Origin of the sequence: Campylobacter mucosalis (assembly GCF_013372205.1) — a bacterium.
In the GTDB taxonomy this organism is placed as follows: Bacteria; Campylobacterota; Campylobacteria; order Campylobacterales; family Campylobacteraceae; genus Campylobacter_A; species Campylobacter_A mucosalis.
The window spans coordinates 1,577,560-1,594,242 of sequence record NZ_CP053831.1; the positions used below are offsets into that span (position 1 = coordinate 1,577,560).

General features: G+C 36.4%; 14 protein-coding genes and 2 pseudogenes. All 16 read right to left on the reverse strand.

Translation table 11 applies throughout. From position 1 onward, the window contains the following. Positions 1-78: 78 nt before the first annotated feature. A complete protein-coding gene (locus CMCT_RS08130; RefSeq protein WP_034970334.1) occupies positions 79-2,559 on the reverse strand; it encodes an N-6 DNA methylase in 2,481 nt (826 codons plus the stop codon). 186 nt (positions 2,560-2,745) lie between these two features. Next, entirely contained in the window at positions 2,746-3,795 is a 1,050-nt protein-coding gene (locus tag CMCT_RS08135) for a c-type cytochrome (protein WP_034970332.1), read from the reverse strand. A gap of 2 nt (positions 3,796-3,797) precedes the next feature. Continuing rightward, positions 3,798-5,039: a cytochrome b gene (locus CMCT_RS08140; protein WP_034970329.1), complete on the reverse strand. Its 1,242-nt coding sequence runs from the start codon at positions 5,037-5,039 to the stop codon at positions 3,798-3,800. 9 nt (positions 5,040-5,048) lie between these two features. Then, complete coding sequence (locus CMCT_RS08145; RefSeq protein ID WP_034970328.1) at positions 5,049-5,552, reverse strand: Rieske 2Fe-2S domain-containing protein; 504 nt, start codon at positions 5,550-5,552, stop codon at positions 5,049-5,051. 83 nt (positions 5,553-5,635) lie between these two features. After that, positions 5,636-6,058 carry an SseB family protein gene (locus CMCT_RS08150; RefSeq protein WP_034970326.1) on the reverse strand — a complete coding sequence of 141 codons (423 nt, stop codon included), beginning with the start codon at positions 6,056-6,058 and terminating at the stop codon, positions 5,636-5,638. A 9-nt stretch (positions 6,059-6,067) separates the two neighbouring features. Beyond that, entirely contained in the window at positions 6,068-7,069 is a 1,002-nt protein-coding gene (locus tag CMCT_RS08155) for a YeiH family protein (RefSeq protein ID WP_034970323.1), read from the reverse strand. A 4-nt stretch (positions 7,070-7,073) separates the two neighbouring features. Beyond that, positions 7,074-8,660 carry an arginine--tRNA ligase gene (gene argS / locus CMCT_RS08160; RefSeq protein ID WP_034970321.1) on the reverse strand — a complete coding sequence of 529 codons (1,587 nt, stop codon included), beginning with the start codon at positions 8,658-8,660 and terminating at the stop codon, positions 7,074-7,076. An 8-nt stretch (positions 8,661-8,668) separates the two neighbouring features. Then, positions 8,669-8,881 carry a Sec-independent protein translocase subunit TatA/TatB gene (locus tag CMCT_RS08165; protein ID WP_034970319.1) on the reverse strand — a complete coding sequence of 71 codons (213 nt, stop codon included), beginning with the start codon at positions 8,879-8,881 and terminating at the stop codon, positions 8,669-8,671. A gap of 48 nt (positions 8,882-8,929) precedes the next feature. Continuing rightward, positions 8,930-9,541, reverse strand: coding sequence for a guanylate kinase (gene gmk, locus CMCT_RS08170; RefSeq protein WP_034970318.1), 612 nt, complete (start codon positions 9,539-9,541; stop codon positions 8,930-8,932). Then, a complete protein-coding gene (locus CMCT_RS08175) occupies positions 9,541-11,088 on the reverse strand; it encodes a midas domain-containing protein (RefSeq protein ID WP_034970316.1) in 1,548 nt (515 codons plus the stop codon). Before CMCT_RS08175 ends, gmk begins: the two co-directional genes overlap by 1 nt. A 55-nt stretch (positions 11,089-11,143) precedes the next feature. Next, the gene (fliR, locus tag CMCT_RS08180; RefSeq protein WP_034970314.1) at positions 11,144-11,905 is read right to left on the reverse strand and encodes a flagellar biosynthetic protein FliR; all 762 of its coding nucleotides are present in this window, start codon (positions 11,903-11,905) and stop codon (positions 11,144-11,146) included. A 63-nt stretch (positions 11,906-11,968) separates the two neighbouring features. Continuing rightward, entirely contained in the window at positions 11,969-12,610 is a 642-nt protein-coding gene (locus tag CMCT_RS08185) for an ABC transporter ATP-binding protein (RefSeq protein WP_034970312.1), read from the reverse strand. 2 nt (positions 12,611-12,612) lie between these two features. Next, positions 12,613-13,677: a translation elongation factor Ts gene (tsf, locus tag CMCT_RS08190; protein WP_034970311.1), complete on the reverse strand. Its 1,065-nt coding sequence runs from the start codon at positions 13,675-13,677 to the stop codon at positions 12,613-12,615. After that, entirely contained in the window at positions 13,677-14,462 is a 786-nt protein-coding gene (gene rpsB, locus CMCT_RS08195) for a 30S ribosomal protein S2 (protein WP_034970308.1), read from the reverse strand. Before rpsB ends, tsf begins: the two co-directional genes overlap by 1 nt. A 178-nt stretch (positions 14,463-14,640) precedes the next feature. Further along, positions 14,641-15,027, reverse strand: a pseudogene (locus CMCT_RS09615) (methyl-accepting chemotaxis protein); the annotation flags it as partial. Between the two features lie 837 nt (positions 15,028-15,864). Then, positions 15,865-16,680: pseudogene (locus CMCT_RS09620) on the reverse strand (cache domain-containing protein); the annotation flags it as partial. Positions 16,681-16,683: the final 3 nt, after the last annotated feature.

Here is a 16,683-nt window from a genome sequence, read left to right on the forward strand (position 1 = left end):
AAATTTAAAGATAAGATTGTAATAAAAACAAAGACTCTATTGTAATAACTTATTGATTTAATAATTGGTCTAACTTATTTAAATCCTATCCCCATAAGGCAGTGATTTTATATAATTCTCTATAAATTCCCAGTCAGGATTTTTATCTAAATCAACAGGCAATTTTATGCTTAGCGAATACATATTGCTAGGTTTTGCTTTTCTGCCATAAGAAAAAAGATACATATTATAAGTCAATTGCGTTGCGAAAAATATGCCAAGATACTTATTCATACTAAAACCTTTTGGCTTATAAATTCTCACAGTATCTAACGCCCAGCAAGGATTTTCTTGATAGGTAGTAAAAAGTCCGCTCGCCTCTCCGCTTGAAATTATGCAATTGCCATCGCAATTACTAAATTCATAATATCCATCAACTCCATTATTAGCCGTAGTGGTCGTTATAACTGGATATTTATACGTTTCATCTTGTGTGTCAAAGTAATCTTCATTATGGACTATTCTATCGCCACGAACAATATCAAAAAGCTCCTCTAATTTAAACTCTTGCCATTCAGAAATATTAAGTTTTGTGTTTTTACTTTTTTGATTATTTGTTATCTGATAAGCAAGATAATTATTTAAGGTTTTCTGAAAATCAGCTTCGCATAAGTTATCATAATTTGTTTTCATATAAGCTTCGCATAGCCACTCATCTTCTGCCGTTACATACTCTTTTGCCGAAAGTCCTGACTCTATATCGCCATTTTTAAATAGCGATAGCCATTTAGGCTGAATTTGCGTTTCCCAAATTGATTGATTTTTACTATCTAAACGCTCTATACGACCTAGATACTTCTTTTTTATAAAGCCATCATCTTTAAAATAACCAAAAAACGTCTTTTTATTTGGTTTTTTATTAATATCAAAATGTGGTACTCCCATTGTAAAAAGCATACAACAAGCATTAGCACTAGCACCGGGATAAAACATTTCAGGCGGTAGCGTAAAAACAGCTTCTAGCGTATTGTATTTTAAAATATTCTCTTTTGCTCTTAGCATTATGCCACTATTAGCAATAGCACATTGTAGTGGCAATAACACCGCTAATTTAGCATTTGTGATATTTGCTTCGTGCAAACAATCCGAAATGTATTCTACAAAGCAAAGTCCTTTTGTAGGGTCTTCTTTGGCTGGTTTGCCATCTTTTTTGCTCCAAGCGCCTGTTGAATATGTTTTTAAAATTTTTACCTTTTTTACGCCTTGTTTATTCTCAATATGCTCTATGTGGTCTATAATCTCACTAGGAAATAGTATCTGCTGTGCGTTATACGGCGGATTCATTAAGATAACATTTGGCTTTGCTTGTTGTATCCAAAGTTTTTTATCAAAGCAATTCGCTTTAATGATATTAGTGTTACCATCGCCGTGAATTAACATATTTGTTGTAGAAAGCCCAAAAGGATTTTCGCTCTCTTCAATGCCAAAGATTTGATTTTTGTGTATATTTTCTATAAGTTCATCTCTATTTGGCAGATTAGCGCAAGAATTTCTAGCGGTTACTAACGCTCTAACCAAAAATGCTCCGCTACCGCAACAAGGGTCTAGCACCCTTGAATTATAATCAACTTCTGTAATTTTACACATAAAGTCAGTTATATGGTCTGGCGTAAAAGCTTGGTTTTTATCATCTTTATTGACATATTTATTAAAAGTGGTAAAAAATAGATTTAAAATATCCTGCCCTGTCTTTGTTTCATCATTTATATAAGGCAAAATTTTATTTTTAATATGAGACAAGATTTGGTTAAAATCTCTATCAGAAAGTCTAACGATTCTCTCATCTTCTAAGACTTTTTTATCAAGCAAAAGCATTTTTTCCGCTTTGCTTAAATTGTCATCAATATTTCTATTTAAAAGATTGTTTAAAATCGCTTTTATCTCACTAATTACAACCGATGGCTCTCTTGGTTGTTGTTTAGAGTTCTCATACTCTAAGCCATTTTTTAAGGCCAAAAGACAAGTCCCAACAAATTGTCCCCTGACTTTCTCATTTATGCCAAAGCTATGTAAAATTTCATTTAGTTTATAAGTAGCGTTAATAACATCTTCTTTGCTATTTTTTATCGCTGGAAAGAGTATGTCGCATAACTCTTTCATACTAATTATTCTATCGCAATAAATTATGCTCTCATCATCTGCCTTGTCAAGATACATTAAAATATCATTATCAGTAGTGTTAGCCAAAATTCCAACTACAATATTACCGCTATATTGCTTTTCATAAGTCATATAGGCACTTAATTGCGCTTTGGCTTTTTCTAGCTCTTTTTTGGATTTTTTATAATCAGATTTTGTTTCTATGCAAATGCTTAACTTTTTTGCTTCATTAACTAGGCGTATATCTAAGCTCTTATAATAACTCTCTTTTTTAGAATAGGCATTGCGGATTTTTATCTTATCCCAATCCTTGCCTAAGCTTTTAAATTCTATGTCGTAGCAAAACTCATTATGTTCTGAATGAGTGCTATATGTTAAGAACCCCCCCCCTATGGTGTTTATAATATCTTGCCTAATCATTGTTTTATCCCTTTACGCCACTTTAATTTTATTTTTCTTTAAGATATACGATTATAACAAAAAAACTTTAAACCGCAGTAGGATTTATTTTGTAGAAAGCTTACCTTGAATTTTAATTAATTTTTAGAAAATCAATAAATTATTACAACGGAGTCAAAGTAAAAAAGGGCGGTTAAGCCCTTTTATTTAATGAAGTTCGCTCCATACTTTGCGTTTCCAAAGTGTGGCAAAAATTCCTAAAATCAAGAAGTAAATCATAGTATAGATGCCAACGTTTGAGCGTTCATCTTTTTTGCTATCGCCAACTTTTTCTATGTAGCTTACGATTTGATTTGTTGACTCGCTACTTAGTCCAACGCGTGGCATAGCAGTTCCTGAAAGCATTTTTTGTGGATCGTTTATCAGTTTAGCTAGGTAATTATCAGAATTTTTAGCCCTAATCATCATAGATAAATCAGGCGGATTTGAACCCATATAAGAAGCCAAACTAACGCGATTTGTGAGCGTGTATTTGTTATCATACTTCATATCGTGGCAACGCTGACAAGCATCTTCAAATAGTTTTGCGTCACTTATGCCTTTATTTTCAGAAACGTATTTTGTGGCTATTGATTTTAAATAAGCTACGATATCGGCAATCTCTTTATTTATATCATCGCCACCAGCACCCATAAACGCCGTCATGGGGTATGGTTTTTCATCGTTAAATTTATGACCTAGTTTTGCAGCCATAGTTGGGTTTTTGATAAACGCAGCCAAAAATTTATCATCATAAATCACACCAGCTGTGCTAAGATCAGGAGGCACTACACCAAAGCTCTGACTTGCAGTTTCATTATCCATACCTGCTGGCATACCAGCAACCTGCACTCCGTGACAGCCAGTGCAACCAGCAGCCATAAAGGTATCAGCACCCTTTGTTGCGTCGCCCTTGCTAAGATCTATGCTTTTTATATCAGCCCAAAACGCACTATACTCTTCTAAGTATTTTTTAGCACTATCTAGCTCATCTTGAGCAACTTTTATCTTTTGGGCGTCATTTGTTGCCTTTGCATTAGCTAAAGCGGTCTCTTTTGCCGCCATAACATTTTTAGCATAAACATCATCAGCCTGTGCATAATCAAAATTTGCAGCAGCAGTATGAGGGTGTAACTGAGTATGTGCATAAGGCTCTATACCCCAATACAAAACGCCTGAAAGAAAGACAACTATGGCAAAAATTTTAAGCTCTTTCATAATTATCCCCTTTTCTTTTCAATAAAACTAATAAGTGGCAATGCCACGATAAATAAAAACAAAAATAACACCGATGTGCCAAAGCCTAGCCACTCTCTGCCCTCGGTTGGAATTTTGCCTAGTATAGAAAGGGCTATTAAGTCAATCACAAGTAGCCAAAACCATATAAAATACAGCGGTCTTTTGTGTGCTGGGGCTACAACGTCACTTGTATCAAGAAGCGGGATAATCATAAATGCCATACCCGCAAAAGCAAATGCTAAAAGACCAAGATTTGAAGCAGAAATTCCAAAAATATCAAAGAAAAATCCGCGTAAAATTTCATATTGCCATAAAAAATACCACTCAGGATAGATGTGCGGAGGTGTTTTTAGTGCATTTGCTGGTTCAAAATTTATAGGATCCATAGCAAAGCCGTAGTGGAAACACACGAGATACATAAAAAATATCATAAAAAACGCAACATACATAAAGTCTTTTGCCAAAAATCCAGGCCAAAAAGGTATAACTTTGGCTTTTTTTCTATCGCCTTTTAGGTAAATTTCAGCCTCAACGTCAAAATCTATCTCTTCGCTAGTTTCGTTATTTACGTGAGGAACGCGAAGCGAGTAGAAGTGAATAACTAAAACAACGATAGTAACGATAGGCATTAAACAAACGTGAAGCATAAAAAATCTAGTAAGCGTAGCGTCGCCAACAGCGTAATCGCCACGTATCCACTCAACCAAAGCATCTCCGATAACTGGGATAGCTCCAAAAAGCTGAGTGATAACAGTTGCAGCCCAGTAGCTCATCTGTCCCCAAGGCAACATATAGCCACTAAATGCCTCAGCCGAAAAACAGATAAAAAGTAGCATACCACTAACCCATATCATCTCTCTACCCTTCTTGTAAGAGCCGTAGTAAAGACCAGTTAAAAGGTGGATATACATTATAAGAAACACTACAGACGCTGAAACTGCGTGTATATGTCGCCATAACCAGCCGTATTCAACCTCTTGCATAATCGTGCGATTTACACTATCAAATGCTAAATTTACATCTGGTTTATAATACATCAAAAGCAAAAAGCCAGTAACGATAAGAAGCATAAAAAGCGTAGTTAGGATAACGCCCATTGCCCAAAGAAAATTTATATTTTTTGGTATCCAGTACTCGCTTACTAAAACTTTCATAAGCTTTGTCACGGCTAAACGCTGATCAAGCCAATCGATCACGCCTGTTGATTTATGAATTTGTGCCATAGTCGCTCCTTACGCTTTGCCGATGAGTTTTTCATATTCTGGGCCAACCTCGCCAAGCACGAGTTTTGTCCCATCTACTTTAAACGGAGGGATATCAAGCGGTCTAGGAGGAGGTCCATAAGTTTGAACGCCTTCAGCATTAAACTCGCCACCGTGACAGGCGCACACAAAAGCAGCCTTACTAGCTTTCCACTCTGGAATACAGCCAAGATGCGTGCAAAGACCGATAACAACGATGTATCTATCATTGCCTACAACAACGTCACGAGCCTCATTTTTAGCGGCACTTGCCTCTTTTTTTAGTATAAATATAGGTTTTTTACGCCACTCAACCTGTCTTATCTCGCCCTCTTTCATAGGACTAAGGTCAACAGTTGTAAAACCAGCCGCCTTTACGCTAGGTAGCGGGTCCCAAGTCTTTTTCATAGCAACTAGCGAAAAAGCACCGCCAACAGCAGCCACTGCTCCAAAGGCAAGACCGATGAAACCGCGTCTTTCTTCTGATACAGACATAGACTATCCTCTCTTTTTTAAATTTTAGGTAAACGGTATTATATCCGAAATATTTTAAAAAAATATTTATTTTAAAAACGTTATTAAGATAATAAACTTTTATTAAGAATACTGCCTAAAAGCTCTGTAGATAACACAAAATTTTCGCCATAAGCGTTTATTACAACGCCTTTATAAACGTTGTTTTCGTGACTAAGCATAGCATAAAAATCTTTTAACCTTAAGCTTAAAGTTTCTTGCTCACTATCGCTTCGCCACTTTAAAAGCTCATCTCTATCGGTAAATGCAGGATAGTAGCCCCAGTCGTTAATCTCGTCTTCTAAAATGATAAATTTTATATTTGAGCCCTCTTCTTCATAGATAGCACCACCATCTGGCTTTGAAAGCGGAGATGAGAGTATAATAGGTGCTAAAAGCTCGGCTTTATTTAGCTCATTTATTAGCACGATCTCATCATCTTTTGAGCCACTTTTTATAAAATTTTGCATAGCATTTTTTAGATTCATAAAATACCTTTATATAAATTTAACATATATCATAGATAACACAAACACCCAAAATGTCTGTAAAAACGTCAACACAAACACCCTTAAATCAAGCCCTATAAATATGCTTTTTTGTATACCAAAACCAAAAGCACACATTGCCATACAGAGCAAAAATGTATCAAAAACATTTATGAAATTTAAAATCCAAACCGGTAAATTTAAGAAAGAGCCAAAAAGGGCAACCAATAAGAAAAATAACGCAAAATATGGGAAATTTGAGCCAATGTTGTTTTTCTCGCCCTTTATAAAAAATAAAACAAGCATTAAAAGAAACGGCATAAGCATTAAAACTCTAAGCATTTTTACAATAACCGCCGTCTTTTGTATATTTTCGCCCATACTGGCTCCAGCACCCACAACATGAGCTACTTCGTGTAGCGATCCACCCAAAAGCAAACCAGCTTGCAAGTCGGTTAAATTTAGCAATGATAAAACGATAGGATAGATAAACATGCAAATTGTACCAAAAACAACGATACAGCAAACCGCTATGGCTACGCTTTGTGGCTTTGATTTTAAAACACTCGCACTAGATAAAATAGCAGCTGCACCGCAAATACTCACTCCAGAGCTTATTAAAAGAGTTTGCTCATCACTAATTTTTAGCAATTTACCAATAAAAATTCCAACAAAAAATGTAGAAAATACAGCCAAAAATGCTAGAAAAATGCCACTCGTGCCAACAAATGTTATCTGATCTATGCCGATTTTAAAGCCAAAAAGCACTATGCCAAGACGCAAAATTTTCTTTGTTGCCACGTCTAAAACACCGCTTTGTTTTATTTTATAGGTAGGTTTTTGTATAAAATTTGCAAACAAGGCACCGATTAAAACGGCTATTATTAATGGACTAATAAAAAACGATGAAAATAGTGGCAAAAATGAGAGCAAAAAGGCAAAAAGTGTAAGAGTGGTCAAAACAAACCAAGCAACTTTTGCCTCTTTTGTGGGTTTGAAATTTTGTAACATTTAGCTACATTCGCTCTTTAGCCTCTATACCCATAAGAGCCAATGCTGTTTTTATGCTTAAAGCAACTATCGCAAAAAGCTTTAGCAACGCGTCTTCGTTATCACTGCCTATTACGCGATTTTCGTTATAAAATTTATGAAAACTCGCACAAAGGTTTTTAAGATACTCTGGCAACTTCTGCAAAGCTCTTTGAGAATAGGCGTCCTCAAGCACTTCATTTAAGGTAAGCGCCTCAAAGAGCAAATTTTTACCGCTCTCATCAAGTGTATCAAGCGAGGCGTTTATGACGTCATTTACGCTTTTGCCAACCTTGCCAAAGACCTGATTTACACGTGCGTGAGCGTAGTTTATGTAAAATATAGGGTTTGAGTTGTCCTGCTTTTTTAACTCATCTACATCAAACTCAAGACTGCTTGTATTTGCCTTGCTTATAAATATAAAACGCAATGCGTCAGAGCCTATCTCGTCGGTAATGTCACTCATAAGTATCGCATTTCCAGCACGTTTGCTCATTTTATAAGGTTTGCCGTCCTTTAAAAGGCTTACCATTTGCATAAGCAAAATTTCAAGGCGATTTTCGTCGTATCCTAAGAAATTTATAGCTGCCTTTAATCTCGTGATATAGCCGTGATGATCAGCTCCCCAGATGTTTAAATACTTATCAAAACCGCGTTCAAATTTGTCATTATGGTATACAATATCCCCAGCAAGATATGTAGGTCTGCCATCATCTCTGACTACGACTCTATCGCTATCATCGCCTAGTTTTGTAGAGGCTATATAGGTAGCTGCGTCCTTTTTATACATTTGGTGTGATTTTTCTAGTTTTGCGATTGTCGCGTCTAGTTTGTCATAATATGATACTTCACTAGCCCAATTTTGTATGCTAATATTAACATCAGATAGATCTTTTTTAATAATATCTAATACAACATCCTTGCCAAAATTTGCGAGTTTGGCATTTTGAGTGCTATCATAAAAAATATCTTTGCCAAATTTTTCATACGCCATTTTAGCAATTTCTATCGCGTATTCGCCACGATAATACTTTTCTGGATACTCTACACTTTCGCCAAAGATATACTCACGAGCAGCCAAAGATATCGACGTGCCAAGAAGATCAATTTGATTTCCAGCGTCATTTATATAATACTCAGTTGTTATATTATATCCAATATGTGAGCCTATACGAGCCAATGTATCGCCATAGACCGCACCACGAACGTGCCCTATATGCAAAGGACCAGTCGGATTTGCACTAATATACTCTATGAGTAAACTCTCATTTTTTTTATCTGAAGTGGCAAAATTTTCTGGCTTCTTTAGGGCTTTTGTGCAAAAGCTATCTAAAAATCCGCTCTTTAGCTTAAAATTTAGATAGCCATTCACTGCGCTAACGTCAAAAATTTCACTATCTTTAAACTTAAGAGCCAACTCACTAGCTATAAGCATCGGCGAACGCTTCTCTTGTTTTGCTAAAGAAAATGCAACTGGTGTAGCGTAGTGAGCTAGGTTTTTATCCTTTGGTTTTTCAAGAGCAAAATCGCACTCTAAAATTTTAAAAATTTCAGATTTAACTATCTCTTTCAACTTAAAACCTACGCTTCTTTACTCTCAGTTTTTTTAACTTCGCTTACTACTTCTTCGTCTTTTTTCTCGACTTTCTCTACCGGCTTATCATCTTCCATTTCGGCTTTAAAGCTCTTAATGCCCTTACCAACGCCTTTTGCTAGTTCTGGAATTTTCTTTGCACCAAAAAGCAAAACAATAATAACCAAAATAATTAAAAGCTGTTGAACGCTTATGCCCATTTTATCTCCTTAAAATAAAAGCTTGATTTTAGCATAAAAATTTAAAAATTAGCAATCAATCCAATCATCAATAGTCTTACGAAGATCTATGTTTGAGCTTTTTAATCTCATTGTCCTAACTATCGAACGCAAATTCATATAGCTCTCTTCAATATCATTATTTATCAAAAAATAGTCATACTCTAATATATGCTCCATTTCGCCAACTGCGTTCATTAGGCGATTTTGGATAGTTTCGTCTGTGTCTGTATTGCGATTTTTAAGCCTAGTTTTTAACTCGTTTTTATCAGATGTCGTTATAAAAATAGATGTTATCTGATCGTCAAATTTTTTCTTGACGCTGTTAAAGCCCTGAACATCTATGTCAAATATAACGATTTTACCAGCTTCAAGCTCTCTGATGACTGGTTTTAGACTTGTACCGTAGTAGTTTTTATGCACCTGAGCCCACTCTAAAAATTCGCCCTGTTTAATGCCATCTTCAAATTCATCTTTGCTTATATAATGGTAATGAACCCCGTCTGTTTCGCCGTCACGTATAGCTCTTGTGGTGCTTGAGATAGAAAAATATATGTTTTTTTCCTCTTTAAAAAGCCTATTTAGTAAGGTTGATTTTCCGCTACCACTAGGACCGCTTATAACTAAAATTTGACCCTTCACTACTTTTCCTCAAAGCTTATGTTAATTTTTATATTCATACCCTTTAAGGCATCTTTTATAGAGCTATCATCCAAAGAGTCCATAAGGTGCTTTGTGATAGTTTGCTCAAGCTCAGCTTTTATGTCATTATTTGGCTTTTGTGTAGTTTTGGCACTTTGTGTGCTTTGACTAACAGCAAGACCAAGTGCTGACATCATCGAGTTTTCATCTATGTCATCTATGCTATCAAAGGTGGCTGTATTTTGCTCATCCTGTGAAATTTCAGCCACTTTATCACTAGCCATTAAATCCATAGCATCATCTAGCTCTAAATTTTCTTCCTGGCTTTCTAGGCTCTCTTCTTTGTCATCTGGCTCTAAAATTTCTTCATTGTTATCAAGCTCTAAGGCGACCTCTTCACTATCTAGCTCTAAAGCTATATCTTCGCTCTCAGGCTCTAAGGTGCTATCATTTTCATCTAGACCCAAATTCTCATCATCAAGCTCATTAATGCCCAAAATTTGCTCATCGCTAATAGCTTCATTTTCCACAACCTCTTCGCTCATAGCCTGCATTAAAGTATCGCTGTTGTCATCTATATCAATTTTTTCATCTGCTATGCTAAGTTCGCTCGGGTTTATCTCTTCGCTCATAAGAGCTTCTTTGACTTCATTGTCATACTCTACTGACTCGATATCATCTTTTAAAATTTCATCGCCTATGTCATCTAATGTCCCGTCTACACCGAGTCTAGCAAGTTCGTCAGAAACGCTATCATTGCTATCTATCTCGTCTAATGCACTCTTTATCTGCTCTATATCATCAGCTTCATCATCACTAGCAACATCGCTAAATGCGTCTACATCGCTATTTGGCAACTCTGGCAACTCATCATCTTTAATCGCGTCTATATCATCTAGTATAGAGCCTATGCTCTCATCATCACTCGTTGCTTCATCATCAAGCGATATATCCATGGGAGCCATCTCCTGCAATTCAGTAAGCTCATTAAGATCTACTTTTTCACGCTCAAGTCCTTGAGGATCTTTTTGCTCGTCGTTTTCATCAAAGCTCATTTGGTTAAGGTCTAAGCTATCCTCTTCTTCACCATCATCAATCTTTGCTTCACTGTTTAAATGCAAACCAAGATCATCAATATCATCATCGCTAGGTTCACTAAGATCAGGAAGCTCAAAATCATCTAAATTTATATCAAGATTATCAGCATCAACAAAAGTATCACTCGCAAATTTATCATCTTTGGTCACATTATCTTGCGGTTTGTTTTGCTCAAAAATGGCTATAAATTCTGTGGGCAAAAATGGCTTTTCAAGGCATATCTCGCCAATCTTTTGAGCACCTCTAGGGATAAGATGCATTACCTTTGTTGCATACGCACTAAGCTCATCATCGCTTACATCTACATCGCTATCTACAATCACAAAATCAACCTTTTGATCTAGTAAACTCGCGTCATCTAGCTCTATGTAGCTAACCCCTATTTTGTTTAAACTTAAGGTTATTAGACGTGCGACAGCGGGATTTTTGTTTATGAGTGCAACTTTCATCTATTCTCCTTTATATGGCGTATTTTATGATATTTTTCATTGTGCTTTACTTAATTTAAAAAAACAGCGACGGTAAGTCATTTATAACACGCAAAGTAAGCTCGGTAAAAATTTTCATCACTCCAGCCAAAATCGCAACCAAAACGATAAAACCTATCGTAATTTTAATAGGATAACCAATAACTAAAAGGTTAAATTGTGGCATAGTTTTCATAAGCATACCAAACATCAAATCAGATAACAACGATAAGGCAATGATAGGAAATGCCAAAATAAATCCAAACATAAAAAGGTTCATCATAGCTTTTGACGCATACGCAACAACACCTGCACGTGGATAAAAGTCGCCAAGAGCCACAGCGTCAAGCGAAAGAGCATAAAATTGTATAAGCAAATGGTGTCCGTCAAAAAATAAAAACGTAAGCAGAGCTGTAAAATTTAACATATTTGCGATAACTGGGGAGGTTGTGCCAGTTTGCGGATCAAGCACGCTTGCCATTGAAAAGCCCATTACCATCGATATTTGCTCACCTGCTAACTGAAGAGCACCAAAGACAAGATTTAGCAAAAGTCCAGCACAAAGCCCAAAAATAACCTCGCTTAAAATCTCAAATACCAAAAAATTTATAGGATTGCTGTGTGCTTTTGCCATAGGGAAAAATATCACACAAAGAACTAGTGTCAAAATAGTTTTTACAACCACTGGAATTTGATTGTGTGAAAAAAATGGGAAAAAGACCATAAGTCCACCAATACGTGCAAATAAGAGCATAAAAGTAACAACCCTATCTGCACCAAAAAACTGCACCAACTCCATAATGTTCCTTAAAAATTTTATTATTTTGGCGAGTTTTTTCTATTTTTTGGCTTAAAATTTGGTTTAAATTTTTAAAAACTCTTTGTTTTCTAGTTTGTAGCTGTGGTGACAAAGCGTTGCTAAATCATTATCGTGAGTTACGAGAACTAGTGAGGCGTTATTTTCTTTTATATATTCGTTTAAAACATCCATAACTTCGTTTGCTGTTTGTTTATCTAAATTTCCAGTTGGCTCATCGGCAAAGATAATTTTTGGCTTTTTACTAAGCACTCTTGCTATACTTACTCGTTGTTGTTGTCCGCCACTAAGTTCGCCGACCTTTTGCCTTAAAGCCTGCTCTATTTTTAGACGTTTAATTAAATTTGCATCTAAATTTTGTCCTGATAAAACACTGGCAAGTTCGATATTCTCTAATGCGTTAAAACCTTTAAAAAGATAGTGTGCTTGAAAGATAATGCCAAATTCTAATCGTCTGATTTTTGTTAGCTCATCTTCTGATAGTTTATAAAGTGATTTTTCGTTATAGATTACCTCACCACTTTTTGGCTTTAAAAGCGTAGATAAAATGTGTAAAAGTGTGGATTTACCGCACCCACTAACTCCAAGTATGGCGGTGCTTTCGCCTGTATTTAGAGACAAATTTAAATTTTCAAAGAGCGTATAATCATACGCAAAGCCAAGATCACACGCTCTAAGAATTTGCATTTTTAGCCGATTTGCGCTGCTACTTCTGCTGCAAAATCATCTACTTTTTTCTCCAAGCCATCGCCTAGCTCAAAGCGGACGTATTTTACGATTTCAATCTTGCCACCAAGCTCTTTTGACTTTTCAGCAATAACTTGCTCAATCGTCTTTTTATCGTCCATTACATAAAACTGACCAAGAAGCGTTAGGCGTTGATCAAGCACGGTGTTATCAGAGTAAAATCTCTCGATCTTGCCAGGCATTATCTTATCCCAAATTTTCTCTGGTTTGCCCTCAGCTTTAAGCTCCTCTTTTATCATCTCCTGGGCTTTTGCAATAACAGCGTCAGTTAGCTGTAATCTACTTGCAAAAAGCGGAATATGATGAAGTGGCTTGCCAAGTCTTTTTAGCTCTTCATTCTCTTTTTCAAGCTCAGCTTTTAGTGCGATATACTCTTTTTCTACAAAATCTCTATCAAGATCTTTGTAGCTTATAACGTCTGGTTTCATCGCAGCCGCGTGCATACATAAATTTCTAATAAAATCCTGTGCTTTTGTTGCAACTTCTGCACTCTCGCAAACTGCACCGATTAAAACACCAACGCGTCCGTTTGAGTGGACGTAGCCATTTACCACGCCTTTTGCGTCAGCTGTTATTGTTTCAAAGCGTCTAACAACTAAATTTTCGCCGATAGTTGCGATTTGACCTTTAAAATAATCTTCAAATTTTACGCCATTTATTGTGCTTACGCTTAGCTCTTCAACGCTTTTTATGCCGTTTGCCTGAATGTGAGCTGTTGTGTCTTTTGTAAGTGCTTGAAACTGAGCATTTTTAGCAACAAAATCAGTTTCTGAGTTTATCTCGCTGATTGTTGCTTGTTTGCATTTCTCGCACACTTCAACGCTAATAAGACCCTCGCTAGCAAGGCGATCGGCTTTTTTAGCAGCTTGACCTAAGCCCTTTTCACGAAGCAGATCAATGGCTTTATCCATATCGCCGTTTGCTTCGCTTAAAGCCTTTTTGCAGTCCATCATACCAGCCCCGCTTCTCTCGCGAAGCTCTTTAACCATTTGTGCTGAAATTTCCATTACTCATCATCCTCCGCAAAATCCTCTTCGCTCATAGCCTCAGCTAAAACTTTATCTTTTTCATCTTGGCTTACCTCTTGTTTAGCTTCTAAGCCACCATCTTGTTCAAGTAGTGATTTACCTTCGTTGATAGCCTCAGCCATCTCTTGGCAGAAAAGCTGGACTGAGCGGATAGCGTCATCGTTGCCCGGGATTGGGTAATCAACAACATCTGGATCACAGTTTGTGTCAATTGGTGCTACAACTGGAAGTTTTAAGCGATTTGCCTCTTGCACAGCGATTTTTTCTTTAACTGTATCAATAACAAATATCATATCAGGTAGGTTTTTCATATTTCTAATACCACCCAAAGTTGCGATTAGCTTCTCTTTTTTGCGGCGTAGCATTAGTGCTTCTTTTTTTGTTAGAAGGTTGATTGAGCCGTCTTCTTCCATAGTTTCTATTACTTCAAGTTTGCGGATTGATTGGCGGATTGTTCCAAAGTTTGTCATCATACCACCTAACCAGCGATGATTTACGTAAGGCATGCCGCATTTTTCAGCGTATTCTTTAATTGCTTCAACAGCTTGTTTTTTGGTGCCAACAAATAATATTGTCTTGCCTTCAGCTGCCGCATCTTTGACTATATTATATGTATAGCGGAAGTAGCGGATAGTTTTTTGTAGATCTATAATATAGATACCTTTTCTCTCGCCAAAAATGAATTTTTTCATCTTTGGGTTCCATCTGCGTGTTTGGTGTCCGAAGTGAACGCCACACTCTAACAAATCTCTCATAGTTACCATTATGGTTCTCCTTGTGGGTCTGGCCCGAAATTTAGTTTTACCTCCACACCCATTAACGTTTAAAACGCAACCAAATTTAGGACTGGTGTGTGTGAAATAAGAGTTGGATTATACTTAAATATTTATAAATTTAAGCTAAATTTTGGTTTATGAATAAAAGGGGCTCTCACCCCTTTAATTAGAATTTCTTCTTCCTAACCTCACTAACAATATCTTTAGCCATATTATCTACCTCAGCTGTTACTTCATTAGTTCTATTAGCTACTGATACATTTGCACGTGTAAGGTTATCTATCTGAGCTACTGATTGATTTATCATATTTATGCCTTCAGCTTGCTCTTTTATTGATTCACTCATCTCATTGATTGATTGAGCTAGTACATTTGTATTTGCTTCTATCTCTCCAAGTGACTTTTGAGTTCTCTCAGCTAGTTTTCTTACTTCATCAGCAACAACAGCAAATCCACGTCCGTGTTCTCCTGCCCTTGCTGCTTCTATAGCAGCATTTAGTGCTAGTAGGTTTGTTTGGTCTGCTATATCTCTTATTATTGTTATTATGTTTTTAATCTCTTCAGATTGTCTTATAACATCTTGTGTCTTTTGAGATATGGCACTCATTGATGAGCTCATCTGTTCTACTGCTGCAGCACTCTCTTGTAAGCTATTTGCTTGGCTATTTGCTCCATCTGTTAGCTCTTTCATAGAATCACTTAGTATCTGAGCTTTTTGCTCTAATATTTCAGCTTTGTCTAGGTTGTCACGGAGCATTCCAGCTATTGCATCGCCTAATACATTTGTAACCTTTTCTACTTCACCTTTAGGATTATCTATCCTAGCTACAAAGTTTGAGCTTTTAAAGCTATCAAATACCTTTTGAATTTCATTTAGGTCTGAACCTACTTTAGATTCAAGGGTGTCAAGCATTTTATTAAGAACGTTTTTAAGCTCTACTAGGCTTGGGTTAGCTGGGTTTTGTGTAATACGTGCTTTTAGATCTCCTCTGCCTATTGAGTCTGCTGTTGATACAGCACCAGATACTGCTTGTGCATCTTGTGCTGTTGAGTCTTGTATCTTTTTGATGTTTTCATTTACTAGGTTGCCCATTACTCCAAATTCATCTTTGGTGCTTACTTTTATAAGTGAAGGCTCTTTTATCTCATAGTTTAGGAATTTAAAGAATGAGTTTAAGCCGTCTGTGATGTTGCCTAGGGGTTTTAAAAAATAGCTAACCGCAAAAACTAAAATTCCAACTATTAAAACTATAAATATCGTAGAAAACAAAGCCTGGTCGCGTAAAACAGTATTTAGCGTATCGTTATAGTCACTAAGCTCATTTGCTGAGCAAACTAGCCAATCAGCAACGCCATATTTCTTACAAGCACCGACTTTTTCGATACCGCCATACTCAAATCTAAATGATTTTTCGCCGTTTTGGTTATATCCATTTACCCAAATATCAACGGCGTCTTTTGCTGGTTTTGAGTCAGACATTATAAGCTTTGGATTTGGATGATAAACCAAATTTCTACTTGCAACATCAACCATAATCACTATACCAGTTGGACTATCTTTCATCTTAATTAGCGTCTGCCCAAGCCCGCTAAGATCTATATCTGAGCCAACTACGCCAACCATTTTGCCATTTATAACAACTTGCTTTACAAAACTAGCAACTATTTTTCCACTTGTGCTCTCTGGATATGGCTTAGTAGCAGTAACCTTATCTGCTTTAGCCTGCTTAAACCAACCACGATTTCTTGCATCATAATTTTCATTTTCCCCAATAAACTCAAATTTTGGATCAATACCGCCTTTATCAAAATAGGCATTTATCAAAGATCCATCATCTGCAAAGCCAATAAATAAAGCATCGATACTTGTAGCAGTAATAAGATCTGTAAATTTAGCCTTTAAAGCCTCTCTATCTTGTATTAATTCTGGATTTTTTTGCAGGTAATTAACAAGCTTTTCAACTGCCATTACTCTAGTTTTGGCATACTCTTCGATGAAAATTTCAGCCGAGCGAGTGATCGACTCCTTTGACGTTTCAGACATTCCTATCATCGCCATATTTGTCTCTTTGTAGCTTAAAAACGAGAATATCACAAACGACGACGCTAGTAAAGCGAGTATAATAACGGCAATTTTATTTGCAACTTTTTTCAACATTTGCTCTCCTTTTGTTATAATTTTAAGGCAATTATACCCCCCCCCCATATT

What these genes read in the sequence shown, in the direction of transcription:
- CMCT_RS08130 (WP_034970334.1), bottom strand. Translation starts at nt 2,559, where the DNA reads ATGATTAGGCAAGATATTATAAACACCATAGGGGGGGGGTTCTTAACA.
- CMCT_RS08135 (WP_034970332.1), bottom strand. Translation starts at nt 3,795, where the DNA reads ATGAAAGAGCTTAAAATTTTTGCCATAGTTGTCTTTCTTTCAGGCGTT.
- CMCT_RS08140 (WP_034970329.1), bottom strand. Translation starts at nt 5,039, where the DNA reads ATGGCACAAATTCATAAATCAACAGGCGTGATCGATTGGCTTGATCAG.
- CMCT_RS08145 (WP_034970328.1), bottom strand. Translation starts at nt 5,552, where the DNA reads ATGTCTGTATCAGAAGAAAGACGCGGTTTCATCGGTCTTGCCTTTGGA.
- CMCT_RS08150 (WP_034970326.1), bottom strand. Translation starts at nt 6,058, where the DNA reads ATGAATCTAAAAAATGCTATGCAAAATTTTATAAAAAGTGGCTCAAAA.
- CMCT_RS08155 (WP_034970323.1), bottom strand. Translation starts at nt 7,069, where the DNA reads ATGTTACAAAATTTCAAACCCACAAAAGAGGCAAAAGTTGCTTGGTTT.
- CMCT_RS08165 (WP_034970319.1), bottom strand. Translation starts at nt 8,881, where the DNA reads ATGGGCATAAGCGTTCAACAGCTTTTAATTATTTTGGTTATTATTGTT.
- CMCT_RS08175 (WP_034970316.1), bottom strand. Translation starts at nt 11,088, where the DNA reads ATGAAAGTTGCACTCATAAACAAAAATCCCGCTGTCGCACGTCTAATA.
- fliR (WP_034970314.1), bottom strand. Translation starts at nt 11,905, where the DNA reads ATGGAGTTGGTGCAGTTTTTTGGTGCAGATAGGGTTGTTACTTTTATG.
- CMCT_RS08185 (WP_034970312.1), bottom strand. Translation starts at nt 12,610, where the DNA reads ATGCAAATTCTTAGAGCGTGTGATCTTGGCTTTGCGTATGATTATACG.
- tsf (WP_034970311.1), bottom strand. Translation starts at nt 13,677, where the DNA reads ATGGAAATTTCAGCACAAATGGTTAAAGAGCTTCGCGAGAGAAGCGGG.
- rpsB (WP_034970308.1), bottom strand. Translation starts at nt 14,462, where the DNA reads ATGGTAACTATGAGAGATTTGTTAGAGTGTGGCGTTCACTTCGGACAC.